The sequence below is a fragment of the Acinetobacter sp. GN11 genome (genome assembly GCF_054823985.1).
On the sequence record NZ_JRVL01000204.1, the window covers coordinates 1 to 16,564 of the forward strand.

A 16,564-nucleotide genomic window follows, 5' to 3' on the forward strand; every position below is an offset into this window, starting at 1 on the left:
AAAAATATATGCTGATATTTTCTTCATTACTATAGCGATTAAAATGTCAAAACAATATAAATTTATGCCGTACCTGATTTGTCTTATTCTCGGTTCTCTACCCATCCATAGTTTTGCAGACGTAGAAGTGTATGGTCCTGGTGGGCCAGCACCCGCAATGAAAGAAGCGGCCAAACAATTCACCAATAAAACTGGAATAGCTGTCCATGTGACGTCTGGTCCTACTTCTCAATGGTCTGAAAAAGCGAAACTAGATGCCGATGTTATATATAGTGGTTCAGAAGCCATGATGTCTGATTTTGAAAATACTTTTTCTGAACAAATTATAAAAGACTCGGTAGAACCTTTATATTTACGCCCCGCAGCCATTTTAGTGCGCAAAGGAAATCCTAAAAATATTAAAGGATTTAAAGACCTAGCTAAATCTGGCGTTAAAGTTTTAGTTACTCATGGCGCAGGTCAAGTCGGTATGTGGGAGGATATCGCTGGTAGAACTGGCAATATTGAATTAACCAAATCTTTCCGAAAAAATATTGCCATGTATGCAGCCAACACAGGTATTGCCAAGAAAAACTGGGAAGAAAATAGTAGCTACGATGCTTGGTTAGTTTTTAATATCTGGGGAGTTAGTAACCCTGATATTGGGCAAATTATACCTATTGAACCAGAGCTGGTTGTCTATCGTGATACAGGTATTGCCTTAACCAAACATAGTTTAAAAGATGCTGAAGCTAAACGTTTTGTAGAGTTCTTATCGTCTCAGCAAGGTAATACTATCTTCAAAAAATATGGTTGGACTAAATAAGTAAAACAGGGAGCGTAGCTCCCTTTTCTTTTTAAAATTATTCACTCTAGTTCACTTAGAATATATTCATTTCAAATTAAATATACTCCAACGGCATATAAACTTCCCAGTATTAAACAAAAGGCTGAACTGATATACCAAAATAAATCACTATTACCAACAAATTTTGACTTTAACCATGGAAAAGCTAGACCACGGATAAGAAAAACCGCTGCAACAAGCGACAAAATAAGTTTAGTAAATGGTAATACATGTATTCCCTTTGCTGCAAAGAAGGCATAAGTAGCACATACAGTTAGAATTAACCCCACAGCTATAGCTGTAAAATTAGGATACCAATGCCCTCTTTCAACCATCTGGACAATACTTTTCCCAGCCCCTAAAAACCGAAAACCATTTGCTCCCCAGAATACACAAATGAAATGAAGTAATGCGGCAAGAAATGTTAGAGCTGAGGCAAAATATAAGGGAATAATAGAACTTGAATACATTTTATTTCCTATTGAAGGGTTATTATTAGACAAAAAGTTATTTATGAAATCATCTGTTATCAAATCATAATATATAAAATTTTTAAATAAAAAAGAGAGCATAAGCTCCCTTTTTTTAAATCTTATTTACGAATTAAACCGTATGTCCCATGCGCTCGCCCATTACAACCACAGACTCAGCTTTAAAACGTTGTTCCCATTCGATCTTATCTTTTTCAAATAAAATAACGGCAGTAGAACCTAAATAAAAACGTCCAAGCTCAGCACCTTTCTCTAGCTTTAACTGATGATGCTGTAATTCAATACGACCTGAAGGTTTCACTTTACCTGTCGCCACAGTTTCAATACCAGCAACAATCATTGCACCCACTAACACAACAGCCATACGGCCAAGTTCAGTATCAAACAAACACACCATGCGTTCATTACGGGCAAATAGTCCCGGTACATTTTCAGCAGTCACCTGATTTACCGAAAATAGCTCACCTGGTACATACAAAGTTTCAGTTAATGTACCTGCAAACGGCATATGTACACGGTGGTAATCGCGTGGAGATAGATAGACTGTCGCGAACTCGCCTTCTTGAAATGGCTGAGCAAGTTGTGGGTCGCCAATGAGTTTCTCTACAGAGAAGCTTTGGCCTTTTGCTTGAAATACTTCACCCGCAGTAATTTTACCAATCTGGGAAATAGCACCATCAGCAGGTGACACGATGCTATCTGCATTTTCGTCAACGAGACGCACGCCATCTTTTAAAGCACGAGTAAAAAAGTCATTAAAAGATTTATATTTTAGTGCATTGCCCTGTTCAGCAATCGATAAATCAATCCCATACTTGGTTTTAAATGCATGAATAACAGCAGTTTTCACAACTGGATTTTCACTCGCAGCAACTTTACCAACCACACGGCTTAATTGATGCTGTGGTACAAGGTTTTGTGCCTTAATAAATAATTCTTTTTTTAATCGAGATGTGAAACTCACGACGGTGATTCTCCAGTAATAATAGGACTATCGAGGCGATTGCCCCATTCACTCCACGCACCATCATAGGCTTTTGCTTCCCAGCCCAAGAGCCTAGCCAAAATATAGGCCAAACCGGAACGGTGATGTGACTGGCAGTACACAACTACAGGTTGCTGTAAATCAAACCCAAGTTGTTCAAGGCGCTGCCGCGTGCGTTCAAGCGGATGCAATTTTAGATGATTTTGACGATTAAGTGCAGTACTCCATTCAAAATGGAGCGCATTTGGAATGTGACCGCCGCGTCGCGCTGCTAAACGGATCCCACTATATTCATCACTTGTCCGGCAATCCCACAATTGAACATTTTCTTGTTCTACTTGTTTACGTAGCTCTTCATAGTTCACACGGAACTGAGCGGCATGCGATAAATCAATCTGAATTAAGTCTGCAACAGGAGAAACTTCTTCGACTTCTGCTGTAGTTGGTAACCCTGCTCCTAACCATGCATGGATACCGCCATTAATTAAACTGGTACGTGTGAATCCTAAGCAATGCAAATTCCAGATTAAACGTCCAGCCCATGCTCCACCTTCATCGTCATAGACCACAACATGATGATTCGGTGAAATATTCAATTTCTCAATCAGTGCTTGTAAACCTGCCTCATCTGGCAAAATGCCTGTGGCTTCTTCGTGTTGAGACACTAACCATTTAGGTTGTAAGTGAATAGCATGCGGAATATGAAGTTGCTCATAAACAGAAGCACGGCTCAAATCTACAATGCGAATATATTCGTTGCCTAGATAAGGCACTAATTCTTCTGCTTCTATTAATAAATCGAGTTTAAAATCCGGGAGTGTCATCGTCATGGTTTCTTTTTATACCAGCTTAATTTCATATTAGCATAAGCTTATATCTAACAAACTCTGATTTTCTGCAACTCTTTAGCAGAAAATCAGATATCAGCATTCTTACTTTTAAAAATACAAAATAGCGAGACTATTTATTACTTAAACCACTTCTTCAAGTTCTTCGATTTCAAAAACCTGACGTAAATAAGCCAAGAAAGTATCGTTATCAGTCATGGTTTTACCGGGACTATCAGAGATTTTCGCAACTGACTGACCATTACATTCGACTAGTTTCAACACAATATTGAGCGGCTTTTGGCCCATATCATTGGTCAAATTAGTTCCAATACCGAAACTCACCTGAAAACGATCTTTAAAGTATTGATGTAATTCCCATGCTTTTGGCAAGTTAAGACCATCGCTAAAAGTCAGCATTTTGGTTTTGGTATCAATTTTTAATTTACGATAATGTGCATAGGCCTTATCACCCCATTCGTAAGGGTCACCACTGTCATGGCGTAAGCCATCAAATAGCTTCGCAAAATACAAATCAAAATCTCGAAGGAACGCATCCATACCAACAACATCAGTTAGGGCAATTCCTAAATCGCCGCGATATTCCTGAACCCATGTTTCTAAAGCAGCTTTTTGAAAGTCACGCAGTCGTACATCAAGTGCTTGAAAAGCCTGTAGGAATTCATGAGCCATGGTTCCAATTGGCGTAATGTTTAACTCTTTTGCAAGCAGGACATTACTTGTACCACGGAACACATTTGGCACTGTTTTATGAAAGGCTGCCACAACATGTTTTTGCCATACGAAGCTATAACGGCGACGTGTACCAAAATCAGAAACTAAGAATGGCGGGTCATTCGGTTTTTGTGTTTTTTCATATTCTTGAATCAATTCAAGCTTGGCTTTTAAACGGCGCTCGCCCTCAGCCCATACGTCATCGGTTTTGATACGGCTGAAATAAAGTTCATTTACAATTGCCAATACAAAAATTTCAAACATCATGGCTTGGACCATCGGACCTTCAATATGAATATCCAAACGACCTTCTGCATCGATGCTAGCCCGAATAAAACGTCGCTTCAGTTGAAACAGTTCTAAATAATCAACAAAGTCACTTTTTATAAAGCGTAATTTACGCAAATATTGAAGCTCGTCTTCTTTATATTTAAGGCTACATAAATAGTCGAGTTGCTCGTTTAAATCATCCAAAATATCTACTAGTGGATAGACAGTATCTTCTAAATTTCTACAGCGGAAATGATAGACACTATGGGTTTGCGGGAATTTATGCAAAACCACTTGTAACATCGTAAATTTGTACAAGTCTGTATCTAGTAAAGAATGGATAATTGGAGACATAGTCAATGATTATTCGCTTGCTTCTTAGCATTAAAGCATATTTTTATAAATCAATTGCGAGCTTTTAGACCATTGTTGCAATTCCATGAAATTTCCTTTTAAAAATCATTTAATTTAAATTCTGCTAAACTAAATCAATTCAATTAATTGCAGAAACTTGCTTTAACTATGCGCGCTTTAATACAACGAGTTCTTGAAGCCAAAGTGGTGGTTGACGGTGAGACTACCGGTGAAATCCAACACGGACTACTGGTTTTTTTAGGCATTGGCCGTGATGACACTTTAGCAATTGGCCAAAAGCTTATTGATAAGATTTTGAAATATCGTATCTTTGATGACGAACAGGGCAAAATGGGCTGGAATGTCTCTCAAGCAAATGGTGGAATCCTGCTTGTTTCGCAATTTACCCTAATGGCTCAAACTCAAAAAGGTTTACGTCCAGATTTTGGCCCAGCCATGCCGCCAGCAGATGCTAAAGCGTTATATGAACAGTTGGTTGAATACACACATTCACAATTTGAAAAAGTTCAAACCGGCATTTTTGCAGCCGATATGAAGGTTCATCTCATTAATGATGGTCCGGTAACGTTCAATCTAAAAGTTGAAGCATAGATATAAAAAAAACTCCCATTTGGGAGTTTTTTTTATATCTGGCGATTAACGACCAGTTTTCTCTTTAATAAAAGCACGTGCTTGACGTACTTTCTCTTTAACTGGTTTTGGCAACTTAGGTGGGATGAGTCTAGCCACTTGGTTAAACCAAACAAGTAGACTGAAGTCACCTTCCATTTTAATACTGCCGTTTTGCATGCCTGTCATAAATGCTGTTGGGTCACCTTTAATCAAAGTTTTTACACCCTGTTCGCTATCTGCAAACTGCAAGATAAAATCAGCTTTTTCAGGTGCGCCTGCAACCGTGTCAATCTGTCCATTATTAATAATGATCTGACGTGCAACACCTAAATCCGTACCGATCTGAATACGGAATGCGCGGTCATGAATCAATTCAATAAACTTAGGGCTAGTACGTGCCAATTGCTTCATACGCAGCACTAAACCTGCTACCAATAAATCTAACGGGTCTGTACTGACATCAACGAGAGGTAATTTGACTACAGGTATAGAAGAAAGTTTCATGAACATTCACGCCTATTGTATTTTTATGAAAACTTTAGAGCAAAACTCAGTAAGGACATACCATTGCCTGTGTTTTGTGCATTAACTGATAATTTTTAGCTGGCAACGCAATCTAGATGAAACGTCAACAGACCCATGTATCGTAGCATAACTGGCTATTTTTTAATAAATGCTTTGTATAATAAAAATCACGTTTCGTAAATAAAAAAGGCATGCTGTGCATACCTCTTTACCGTTAGATAACAATTTAATTATCGGCTAGAACATTGCTGCTGATCATCTTCATATACTGGCGTGTGTTCTATATATTGGCGATTTGCCAAAGCCTTTTGTGCCTGTTTATCCTCACGTAACAAAATAAATGTAACCATTACCATCGCTAGACTTAGTGCAGTTAAATAACTATATGTGACTGGCATTTCAAAAGTGACTTGAACTCCAAAACGGACCACTTCCAATAGCCCCCAAAAGAACATCCCTGCAAGCATAAAACCAAGCCAACGACGGTAAGGAGAAAAGAAAACAGCAACAAGCGCGACAGCGATCAAGCTGAATCCGGCGATAGCGGCAAAATTCGCTGTTACCATAGAAACCTCCGTCTTAATGAAAACGTCTAAAAAGATTCGGTCTTAAAAACCCGACCTCATTCCAAAAACAACTTTAATTCATAATTTGTGTTGAAGCTTAGGATGCATTATGGATGTTTTTTTTTAGAAAAAAAGACCCGTTATTTCTTAATGCGACACACTTTGTCGCAACATTCTTTTGTCATTACATTTTTGTAAAATTAAAAAAGTTCGATTCCCTATATGGCATCAATTCTGGCGTGTCATTACAAAAAAATATGCTGTTTTTAAGGGCCAAAATAAGTTTTTTTCAGATTTTTTTATTGCCTTTTTTCTGTGCATGATTTGAGCATAACACCCTTGATTTTATAACTATTCTGCATAAAAAAAGCGCTACTCTGAAGTAGCGCTTAAAGCTTAGCCTTATAGATTAAGCACGGTTTAAATCTTTGTCATGCATACCAAGTAAATACAGCACCCCATCCAAGCCCACACTTGAAATAGCCTGATTTGCATTTTGTCGAACTAAAGGTTTAGCACGATAAGCCACGCCAAGCCCTGCAATCGCAAGCATTGGCAAATCGTTTGCGCCATCGCCTACTGCCATCGCTTGCTCTAAAGAAATACCCATTTTATTTGCAAGTTCGCGTAATAACTCAGCTTTACGAGCGCCATCAACAATTGCGCCTTTCACTTCACCTGTTACGAAACCGTCTTGCACATCTAAAATGTTGGCATGAACTTCATCAATACCAAGTTTGCCTTGTAGATATTCAGCAAAATACTGGAATCCACCAGATAAAATTGCTGTTTTATAGCCAAGCGCCTTCAATGTTGAAATGAGGCGTTCTGCACCTTCAGTAATGGTTAAACGCTCTGCAATTTTAGGTAAAACAGCAGCATCAAGCCCTTTTAATAATGCAACACGAGCACGGAAGCTTTGCTGAAAATCAAGCTCACCTTGCATCGCTCTTTCAGTAATTTCAGCAACTTGTGCGCCTACCCCTGCTTCAATCGCTAACTCATCAATTACTTCTTGTTCAATGAGTGTTGAGTCCATATCGAAACAAACTAAACGGCGATTACGTCGATAAGCATTGTCTTCTTGAACAGCGACATCAATATTTAATTCGCTTGAAAGACGTAAACAGGCAGCACGCATAGCTTGTGCATCTAAAGTTGGGCCACTACTTAAACCAAACTGTACACATGCACGGCGTGGGAATGCGCTATCCTTTTCAAAGTCGACACGGCCCGATAAACGGGTAACAGTTTCAATGTTAAAGCCTTGGCTAGACACAATTTGTGTAACTGCTTGTAAGTGTGCAGCAGTGAGTTCAGGGGCTAAAGCCGTGACGATATAACGAGTACGGCCACCTTCAGTTACCCATTGATCGTATTCTGCGCCTGTGATTGGTTTAAAGCGCACTGTTAAGCCAATATCATGTGCTAAAATCAGAATTTCTTTCATTGCCAATGCGGTCGCAGTTTCATTATCGGAAGCGACTACAATGCCCAATGTGAGTTGATTATGAATAACAGCCTGACCTACATCCAGTATTTGCAATGAATGTACGGATAGTACTTGCATTAATCGGGTAAACTGGTTTGGTTGGTCTGGTCCTAAAAAGGATATAAGAATGATTTCTCGCATGAATTGACTCTAGTCTGAGTGACAACTATTGTAAGAATCATAATCGAATTTCAATATAATTGCCTTGGAAGTTTAACTTGATTGCGCCTAGACAAGGGCTATTTGCTAGCCTACTGATCGTTAGTTTTGCATTGCATACCTTTTTATTGGTGATTGCAACGACACACCAGCTCAATGAAAACCGTGCGAGTCAAGGTCAGCTCATGACCAGTCAGCTCGTTGCAGACAGCTTATCCGAGCTAGAACCGGCAAATACGGTATCTTTAGCTCTGATTGCTAATCGCTATGCGACCAATCCAAGCGTTGCGTCTATTCGCATTCTTGATGCCAATAAACAAGTGCTGGCAACAAGCGGAATTTCAAAAACTCGCCAAGGTGAGATTTTTGCTCGCGATGCTCTGCAAAACGAAAAGAAAGTGGGCTCTATTGAAATTACGCTTATTCAGCCAAGTATTGGTGAAATTTTGCGTACTCAATGGCTGGCAATTTTAGCTTCTCTGTTTTTGCATGTTTTATTATGGCTTGCCTATCGTGCGATTGCTCGTCCGACCCGTAGCGAATACTTGGCACGCATTAACGAAGAAAACCGCTTAAAACATGAAATTCAGCAGTTAACTCAGGCGCTTGCACTCGAAAAGCAAAATACAGTAACGTTGGTTGCTCAAGCTCAGCAACAAGCCAAAGGTAAACCCGCGGCTCGTCCACAGCCAGAGAAAACCGCAGATTCAGCTGACCAACATACTTTGGCACTCAATATCCAGTTTTATGACCCTAAACAGTTATTAAGCAGTGTTAACCAATCGGTATCTGTTCCGTACTTTAAACTCTGTCAGCTCTTTTTAAACAAGAGTATTGAGTTATGCGTGAAACATTACCAGTTAAAGTTAGCGGACATTGAAGTCGTAAATGAGTTTAATGCTGACGGCGCTACACTTGCGATTTCAACTTCGCATACACACGCTGTAGAGTGCCTGCTTATGGTTGGAACCGTATTCCAGTTGCTCTCTGATGTTTTATATAAACGTTACCGCGAAGATAAACGCTTTGCACTGCAAACGCGTAGTGCAACGTGTAATGCTGTGGAAGCGATGCAAATTGATGCGAAAGAAGCTGCTCAACGTTTAGCACAGCATCTTCATGCGAAAGAATCTGCTTTATATCTTGAGAATGATCAACTCAAGGCAATTCAAGACAGCTATCAACTTGTTGCAATGCCAAACCCAAGTAATGTCATGACTCGTCATGCATTTATGATCAATGGCATGAATGCAGAGTGTGCTGAACTTGCTCAAAATATCCGCACTGAAATTTTGATGGGAAAAAAATCAATCCCGCAAAATGATAGTCCAAGCAGTGCAGCCTCATAAAAAATAACTGCGTATATCAGAACCTAGCCTTTTGGCTAGGTTTTTTTTATTTAAATTCATTGTTTTTATTTTAAATTATTCCTTTTTCTTATGATTTATTTGTATAAATAAAGCTGGATCTATTCTATCTGGTTGCAAAGTTGGATAAATCAGAATCATAGGCAAAATTCTCTAAACAGCGTAAACTATGCAAAATTTATTAAATAGAAATTGTCTAACGACAAAAAAAGGTGAGAGCGAATGCCGCTGAGTCGTGTTGAAGATCTTGTCGCCGATATTCGTGCAGGCAAAATGGTTATCTTGATGGATGACGAAGATCGCGAAAATGAAGGTGATCTTGTCATTGCAGCAACGCATGTTCGTCCTGAAGATATTAACTTCATGATTACCCATGCACGTGGTCTAGTTTGCTTAACGTTAAGCCGTGAGCGCTGTAAGCAGTTAAACCTTCCGTTGATGGTTGACCAAAACGGTGCTCAGCATAGTACAAACTTTACCTTATCAATCGAAGCCGCTGAAGGTATTACAACTGGTATTTCAGCAGCAGAGCGTGCACATACAATTCAAGCTGCTGTCGCAGCGCATGCAAAGCCAAGTGATATTGTACAACCGGGCCATATTTTTCCGTTAATGGCACAGCCAGGCGGTGTTCTACATCGTGCGGGTCATACCGAAGCGGGCTGTGATTTAACACGATTAGCAGGTCTTGAACCAGCTTCTGTCATTTGTGAAATCATCAATGAAGATGGCACAATGGCACGCCGTGCAGATTTAGAAATTTTTGCCGAGAAGCATGGCTTAAAAATTGGTACAATTGCGGACTTGATTCACTACCGCATGACCAATGAGCAAACGGTTGAACGTCTGGATCAAAAAACCATTCAAACAGAATATGGTTCATTTGAACTCTATCGTTATCGTGAGATTGGTAACCCAGACATCCATTTGGCTTTAGTCAAAGGCGAACCAAAAGAAGGTGTTACAACAGTACGTGTACATGGTTTCAGTCCAATTCGCGATTTACTTAAGCTAAATAAAGCTGATGGTGAACCTGCGTGGAATCTAGACCGTGCACTACAGACAATTGCAGCGAGTGATCGCGGTGTTTTAGTCTGGATCGGGCAAGATCATTTGCAAGACTTGGGCCCAGCGCTGGATGATTTAAATAAGCCGAAACCGGTGAAATCCAATGCAGCACTTTCACATCAATATCAAACCATTGGTGTAGGCGCTCAAATTTTGCGTGATTTAGGTGTTGAAAAGATGAAGCTTCTTAGCTCACCATTACGTTTCAATGCTTTATCTGGCTTTAATTTAGAAGTAGTGGAATATATCACTGCTGATCAAATCACAACGAAATAATCGAGGTTGCTATGGCAATTCGCCGTATTGAAGGTTTATTACATCTCGCAAGCGAAGGTCGTTATGCGATTTTAGTGGGTCGTTTCAACAGTTTTGTTGTTGAACACTTATTGGATGGTGCAATCGACACATTAAAACGTCATGGTGTAAATGAAGATAACATTACTGTTATTCATGCTCCTGGCGCATGGGAACTCCCGATTGTTGCTAAAAAATTAGCTACATCAAACCAGTTTGATGCAATCATCGCACTTGGCGCAGTTATTCGTGGTAGCACACCACACTTTGACTTCGTTGCTGGTGAATGTGCAAAAGGTTTAGGTGTAGTGGCGTTAGAAAGCAGCTTGCCTGTCATCAATGGTGTATTAACTACTGATAGCATCGAGCAAGCCATCGAACGTTCAGGTACAAAAGCAGGAAACAAAGGTAGCGAAGCTGCTTTAACTGCAATTGAAATGGTTAATTTATTAAAGGCAATTTAAAGCATGTCTCAAACACTGCAAGCCGTTTATGCAGCAAAACGCAAAGCACGTCGTTTTGCTGTACAAGGTATTTATGAGTGGCAAATGAGTCACAACCCTGTACATGAAATTGAAGCACGTACCCGTGCTGAAAATGCGATGCACAAGGTAGACTTAAATTACTATCACGAATTATTAACGCAAGTGATTGCACTGCGCGACGATCTTGATGCATTACTCATTCCGGTACTTGACCGTGAACTTGATGCACTTGATGGTGTTGAGCTCGCAACCTTACGTTTAGGTGCTTATGAGTTACGTGATCATTTAGAAGTACCTTATCGTGTAGTTCTTGATGAAGCCATTGAACTCGCCAAACACTTTGGTGGAGCAGATAGCCATAAATACATTAATGGCGTTTTAGATCGTTTAAGTTCAACACTACGTAGTGCTGAAAAACAACAAGCAAACTAATAGGTTTGAAGTTGATATGGCTGAGTTTTCGATTATTGATCAATACTTTAACCGACAATCTTATACAGATGTCACCTTAGGTATTGGAGATGACTCAGCCTTAGTTACCCCTCCTCAAAATCAACAATTGGTGATCTGTGCAGATACACTCGTTGCTGGTCGTCACTTTCCTCTTGATACCTCTCCCCATGCAATTGGCTGGAAAAGTGTGGCTGTAAATCTTTCCGATATTGCTGCCATGGGTGCTAAACCTCATAGTATTTTACTTGCGTTAAGCCTACCTACCATTGACCATGAATGGCTTGAAGGATTCAGTCAGGGTATCCATGACTGCTGCAATCAGTTTGGTGTTGCTCTCATTGGTGGAGATACGACCCAAGGTCCACATCTGACCATTACTGTCACGGCTATGGGCTGGATTGAAGCTGGACAAGCTGTGTTACGTTCGGGCGCAAAAGTCGGAGACTATGTGTGTGTGAGCGGTCAAGTTGGAGATGCAGCTTATGGTTTACAGCACCTAGGTCATCCATTACAAAAAAGACTAGACTACCCGACGCCACGTTGTCAGCTTGGACAACAGCTGAAGGGTCTCGCTTCTAGCATGATTGATGTTTCTGATGGATTAGCCCAAGATTTAGGCCATATTTTAAAAGCCTCACACGTCGGTGCTCGGTTATTTTTAGAAAAGTTACCGATTGATTCAACGCTAGAAGAACTACCAGAACAGCAGCGCTGGCAATATGCGTTAGCTGGTGGTGATGACTACGAATTATGTTTTACAATAACACCGCAAAATTATGAAAAACTTTTGCAAAAACAACTAGACATTAAGTTTACAATGATCGGACAGATCGTTGAGCAAACACAACTAACTTTTGAGCATTTGGGTTCGGATTACCCATTGCAAATTCATGGATACCAACACTTTGCATAAGCCGCCGATTCATTTTAAAGACATGTCTTGGTTCAACCGCTGCATCGTTTTCTGTGGAGTTGGTTTCGGATCTGGTCTCGCACCTAAAGCCCCTGGTACTTTTGGCTCTGCTTTTGCCCTACTCTTCGTTCCGATCTGGTTATCGCTTGGATTTAACTTAAGCTTAATCGCGATGATTATCATGTCCTTGGTCGGGATTTATATCTGTGGTCAAACTGCGAAAGTCATAAATGTACACGATGATGGTCGAATTGTGTGGGATGAATTTGCAGGGCAATCTATTACCTTTCTTCCTCTCATTTACTTACAACAAATGAACTGGATGTGGGTGATCGTCGGCTTCATATTATTTCGAATTTTCGATGTTTGGAAACCTTGGCCTATCCGTGTTATTGATCGTCAAGTGCATGGTGGTTTTGGTATTATGCTTGACGATATTATTGCCGGTGTATGGGCTGCTCTTTGTACACTAATTATTATCCATTTGAGTTAAATCATTAGAGTTATTCATGTCAACTACCGTCATTATTCTTGCTGCTGGCAAAGGAACGCGTATGCGTTCTCAGCTTCCTAAAGTATTACAACCTTTAGCAGGTCGCCCACTATTAGGGCATGTCATTCAAACGGCAAAACAATTACAAGCTAAAAATATTATTACGATTTATGGTCATGGTGGTGACCGCGTACAACAAACATTTGCCCAAGAAAATATTCAATGGGTTGAACAAGCTGAACAACTTGGTACAGGTCATGCAGTACAAATGACCTTACCTGTACTTCCTAAAGAAGGTGTTTCACTGATTTTATCAGGCGATGTGCCATGTATTAATGCAAATACGCTACAAAAACTATTAGATGCATCGACCCAGACAGGAATTGGCTTAGTTACGCTTACTCTAGATGATGCAACAGGTTATGGCCGTATTGTGCGCCAAGATGGCAAAATTCAAGCCATTGTTGAACATAAAGATGCAAACGAAGCACAACGCCAAATTAAAGAATTCAATACAGGCATTTACTGTGTTAGCAACGCAAAACTTCATGAGTGGTTGCCTAAACTTTCAAATGAAAATGCACAGGGTGAATATTACCTAACTGACATCGTTGCAATGGCAATTGCAGATGGCTTAGAAGTTGCCTCTGTTGAACCAGAGCTTGCTTTTGAAGTTGAAGGTGTTAATGACCGCTTACAACTTGCAGCTTTAGAACGCCAGTTCCAGCAAGAACAAGTCAAACAGCTCATGCAGCAAGGTGTAATGTTCTTTGATCCTGCACGTTTTGATTTACGTGGTTCTGTAAAAGTTGGACAAGACGTTCGTATTGACATCAATGTTATTATTGAAGGTGAATGTGAGCTTGGTGATTTTGTAGAAATCGGCGCTGGCTGTATTTTAAAGAACACCAAAATTGCAGCAGGCACTAAAGTTCAAGCCTATAGCGTTTTTGATGGCGCAGTTGTAGGCGAAAATGCTCAAATTGGACCATTTGCACGCTTACGCCCAGGGGCTAAATTGGCAAATGAAGTGCATATTGGCAACTTTGTTGAAGTTAAAAACACATCGATTGGACTAGGTAGTAAAGCTAACCATTTCACATACTTAGGTGATGCAGAAATCGGTGCTGAATCAAATATTGGGGCAGGTACTATTACTTGTAATTACGACGGTGCAAATAAACACAAAACCACTATTGGCGATGCCGTTTTTATCGGTTCTAATAGCTCGCTGGTTGCTCCGGTGACCATTGGGAATGGCGCAACAGTTGGTGCGGGTTCTGTGATTACGAAAGATGTAGCCGAACAAAGTCTCTCCTTTGAACGTGCGCAACAAATTTCAAAAGCAAATTATCAACGTCCCCAAAAGGTTAAAAAATAAGAGGATTGAAGTATGTGTGGTATCGTCGGAGGCGTTGCAGAGCGTTGTGTAACCGAGATTTTAATTGAAGGTTTAAAACGTCTTGAATACCGTGGTTATGATTCTGCGGGTGTTGCTTTACTAAATAATCAACAAATTTTACGTGAGCGCCGTGTAGGTAAAGTCATCAATCTTGCAGATGCAGTTGCTGAACACCAACTTACAGGCGCTATCGGCATTGCGCATACACGTTGGGCGACCCATGGTAAGCCAACTGAAAATAATGCTCACCCACATATGTCTGGTAAGGTTGCTGTTGTACATAACGGCATCATTGAGAACTACCAAGAGCTAAAAGATGACCTTCAAGCATTAGGTTATGTTTTCACTTCTCAAACAGATACTGAAGTTGTTGCACACTTAGTTGCTGAAGCTCTAAAAAGCACAGATAGCCTTTTAGATGCTGTTGAAACTGTTGTACCTCAGCTTAAAGGTGCTTACGCGCTCGGTATTATCCACAGCGATTATCCAGATGAACTTATTACTGTACGTGAAGGTTCACCTTTAGTGATTGGCGTAGGTATTGGCGAAAACTTTATTAGTTCAGACCAACTTGCACTTTTACCAGTGACAAACCGCTTTATGTACCTAGAAGAAGGCGATATTGCACGTCTTACACGTACTTCAATTGAAGTATTTGCAAATGGCGAACGCGTTGAGCGTCCAGTGCGAGAGCTTGATGCAACCGTAAGCAGTGCATCAAAAGGTGAATACAAACACTACATGCTCAAAGAAATTTATGAGCAACCAGAAGCAATCAAGCAAACTATTTCTCAAGCGCTTGACGGCAACAGCTTACGTGATGATTTCTTGAAAGATGCTGAAGCAGATTTCAATAAAATTCAAAGCGTACAAATCATTGCGTGTGGTACAAGTTACCACTCAGGAATGATTGCGAAATATTGGTTTGAACAACTGATTGGCGTGCCTTGCCAAGTTGAAATCGCGAGTGAATTCCGCTATCGCACTCCTGTAATTGTTGAAAATACACTTTATATTTGTATTTCACAGTCAGGTGAAACTGCTGATACTTTAGCCGCGCTACGTGAAACTCAAAAACGTGCGAAAGCAAATAATATCGATATTCAGACTTTGACCATCTGTAACGTTGCAACGTCTTCAATGGTTCGTGAAACTGATCACCACTTATTGACGCTTGCTGGTCCTGAAATTGGTGTTGCATCAACTAAAGCGTTCACGACTCAGCTTGCTGCGCTTATGTTGTTAATCTTGAAAGTTGGTCAAGTTAAACAACGTATTAGCCCTGCTGTTCTTGAAGAAATTACACGTGAGCTATGGCACAGCCCGAAAGTTATTCTTGATACGCTTAAAAATGATCCAGAAATTTTGCGTTTGTCTGAATTATTCGTTGAAAAAAATCACTGCTTATTCTTAGGCCGTGGTACGAATTATCCAATCGCATTAGAAGGCGCATTAAAACTCAAAGAAATTTCATATATTCATGCAGAAGGCTATGCAGCTGGTGAGTTAAAACACGGCCCATTGGCACTTGTTGATAATGAAATGCCGATCGTAATTCTTGCTCCACATGATGAAATGCTTGATAAGCTAAAATCAAATATGGAAGAAGTTCAGGCACGTGGTGGCGAGTTATTCGTTTTCGCTGATGAAAATAGCGGAATCAATGAAAAAGACCGTCAGCACGTTGTGCATATTCCAGCAGTAAACGAATGGCTAGCTCCAATTGTTTATAGCGTACCAGTTCAGTTGTTGTCGTATCACGTTGCTGTTTTACGTGGTACTGACGTTGACCAGCCACGTAACTTGGCGAAGTCAGTAACTGTAGAGTAATTCAAAAAGATCATTATTAAGGCATCACCTGCTTTAATAACTGATTGATTAAGCCCGATATGCATTAATTGCCTATCGGGCTTTTTTATTGTGTTCATTTCGCTACACAGCCCCTTTCCCGTGAAAGAAAATAGAGAAAACTCCCCTAGGACCCTGTGTCACAACGGACTTTTACTTTTGCGCTGATTTAAAGTTTGAGAGATCATTGCGACACAGAGATAAAGGAGCTAAGCGAACTTAGCCCATTTCAGTTTTGTCGCAGCGTCGAATGCTGCCGAACAAGTTAGGGGCAAAGTCCTGTGGGAGATCAGGACTTTGCAAACTGGTGTGTTTTAAACGTTGCACGATTTGAGGTGAATACACCTGTGCAAGCTGTTGGCAAACACAATTGCAACT

The 16,564-nt window shown here is 40.3% G+C and carries 17 protein-coding genes and 1 pseudogene; 10 read left to right on the forward strand and 8 right to left on the reverse strand.

Annotated elements, in window-relative coordinates:
• Positions 1–43 precede the first annotated feature (43 nt).
• The gene (locus NL42_RS15880; RefSeq protein ID WP_461313475.1) at positions 44–805 is read left to right on the forward strand and encodes an AcfC family putative adhesin; all 762 of its coding nucleotides are present in this window, start codon (positions 44–46) and stop codon (positions 803–805) included.
• Between the two features lie 71 nt (positions 806–876).
• Here NL42_RS15880 and NL42_RS15885 read toward each other — a convergent pair whose 3' ends face one another.
• From NL42_RS15885 to pncB, 4 genes are all read right to left on the reverse strand, one after another.
• Positions 877–1,296 carry a hypothetical protein gene (locus NL42_RS15885; RefSeq protein WP_461313476.1) on the reverse strand — a complete coding sequence of 140 codons (420 nt, stop codon included), beginning with the start codon at positions 1,294–1,296 and terminating at the stop codon, positions 877–879.
• 133 nt (positions 1,297–1,429) lie between these two features.
• Positions 1,430–2,281 (reverse strand): archaetidylserine decarboxylase, encoded by an 852-nt coding sequence (gene asd, locus NL42_RS15890; RefSeq protein ID WP_004790127.1) that lies wholly within the window; start codon positions 2,279–2,281, stop codon positions 1,430–1,432.
• On the reverse strand, positions 2,278–3,126 hold the full coding sequence (locus tag NL42_RS15895) for a sulfurtransferase (RefSeq protein WP_107880422.1): 849 nt from the start codon (positions 3,124–3,126) through the stop codon (positions 2,278–2,280). Before NL42_RS15895 ends, asd begins: the two co-directional genes overlap by 4 nt.
• 147 nt (positions 3,127–3,273) lie before the next feature.
• The gene (gene pncB, locus NL42_RS15900) at positions 3,274–4,488 is read right to left on the reverse strand and encodes a nicotinate phosphoribosyltransferase (protein ID WP_461313468.1); all 1,215 of its coding nucleotides are present in this window, start codon (positions 4,486–4,488) and stop codon (positions 3,274–3,276) included.
• A 168-nt stretch (positions 4,489–4,656) separates the two neighbouring features.
• Here pncB and dtd point away from each other — a divergent pair, with 168 nt between their 5' ends.
• Positions 4,657–5,100: a D-aminoacyl-tRNA deacylase gene (dtd, locus tag NL42_RS15905; RefSeq protein WP_461313469.1), complete on the forward strand. Its 444-nt coding sequence runs from the start codon at positions 4,657–4,659 to the stop codon at positions 5,098–5,100.
• A 45-nt stretch (positions 5,101–5,145) separates the two neighbouring features.
• On the opposite strand, the gene NL42_RS15910 is transcribed toward dtd, so the two are convergent.
• The 3 genes from NL42_RS15910 to serB all read right to left on the reverse strand — a co-directional run bounded on the left by NL42_RS15910 (position 5,146) and on the right by serB (position 7,845).
• Positions 5,146–5,625, reverse strand: coding sequence for a hypothetical protein (locus tag NL42_RS15910; protein ID WP_013196563.1), 480 nt, complete (start codon positions 5,623–5,625; stop codon positions 5,146–5,148).
• Positions 5,626–5,876: 251 nt separating this feature from the next.
• On the reverse strand, positions 5,877–6,212 hold the full coding sequence (gene aciT, locus NL42_RS15915) for a ciprofloxacin tolerance protein AciT (RefSeq protein WP_002119105.1): 336 nt from the start codon (positions 6,210–6,212) through the stop codon (positions 5,877–5,879).
• A gap of 409 nt (positions 6,213–6,621) precedes the next feature.
• Positions 6,622–7,845 carry a phosphoserine phosphatase SerB gene (gene serB / locus NL42_RS15920; RefSeq protein ID WP_016139811.1) on the reverse strand — a complete coding sequence of 408 codons (1,224 nt, stop codon included), beginning with the start codon at positions 7,843–7,845 and terminating at the stop codon, positions 6,622–6,624.
• A gap of 59 nt (positions 7,846–7,904) precedes the next feature.
• Between serB and NL42_RS15925 the strand changes: the two genes are divergently transcribed.
• The 8 genes from NL42_RS15925 (at position 7,905) to glmS (ending at position 16,168) form a co-directional block, all read left to right on the forward strand.
• The gene (locus NL42_RS15925) at positions 7,905–9,212 is read left to right on the forward strand and encodes a hypothetical protein (protein ID WP_461313470.1); all 1,308 of its coding nucleotides are present in this window, start codon (positions 7,905–7,907) and stop codon (positions 9,210–9,212) included.
• Between the two features lie 240 nt (positions 9,213–9,452).
• The gene (ribBA, locus tag NL42_RS15930) at positions 9,453–10,574 is read left to right on the forward strand and encodes a bifunctional 3,4-dihydroxy-2-butanone-4-phosphate synthase/GTP cyclohydrolase II (RefSeq protein ID WP_016139809.1); all 1,122 of its coding nucleotides are present in this window, start codon (positions 9,453–9,455) and stop codon (positions 10,572–10,574) included.
• Positions 10,575–10,585: 11 nt separating this feature from the next.
• The gene (gene ribH / locus NL42_RS15935; RefSeq protein WP_002119264.1) at positions 10,586–11,056 is read left to right on the forward strand and encodes a 6,7-dimethyl-8-ribityllumazine synthase; all 471 of its coding nucleotides are present in this window, start codon (positions 10,586–10,588) and stop codon (positions 11,054–11,056) included.
• A 3-nt stretch (positions 11,057–11,059) separates the two neighbouring features.
• Complete coding sequence (nusB, locus tag NL42_RS15940; protein WP_336166785.1) at positions 11,060–11,509, forward strand: transcription antitermination factor NusB; 450 nt, start codon at positions 11,060–11,062, stop codon at positions 11,507–11,509.
• A 16-nt stretch (positions 11,510–11,525) separates the two neighbouring features.
• On the forward strand, positions 11,526–12,443 hold the full coding sequence (thiL, locus tag NL42_RS15945) for a thiamine-phosphate kinase (RefSeq protein WP_461313471.1): 918 nt from the start codon (positions 11,526–11,528) through the stop codon (positions 12,441–12,443).
• Positions 12,421–12,936, forward strand: a complete 516-nt coding sequence (locus NL42_RS15950) for a phosphatidylglycerophosphatase A family protein (protein WP_461313472.1) — start codon at positions 12,421–12,423, stop codon at positions 12,934–12,936. The genes thiL and NL42_RS15950 overlap by 23 nt, the downstream gene beginning before the upstream one ends.
• A gap of 16 nt (positions 12,937–12,952) precedes the next feature.
• Positions 12,953–14,317, forward strand: a complete 1,365-nt coding sequence (gene glmU, locus NL42_RS15955; protein WP_461313473.1) for a bifunctional UDP-N-acetylglucosamine diphosphorylase/glucosamine-1-phosphate N-acetyltransferase GlmU — start codon at positions 12,953–12,955, stop codon at positions 14,315–14,317.
• 12 nt (positions 14,318–14,329) lie between these two features.
• Positions 14,330–16,168, forward strand: coding sequence for a glutamine--fructose-6-phosphate transaminase (isomerizing) (gene glmS, locus NL42_RS15960; protein WP_461313474.1), 1,839 nt, complete (start codon positions 14,330–14,332; stop codon positions 16,166–16,168).
• Between the two features lie 227 nt (positions 16,169–16,395).
• Here glmS and NL42_RS15965 read toward each other — a convergent pair.
• A pseudogene (locus NL42_RS15965) lies at positions 16,396–16,564 on the reverse strand (hypothetical protein); the annotation flags it as partial.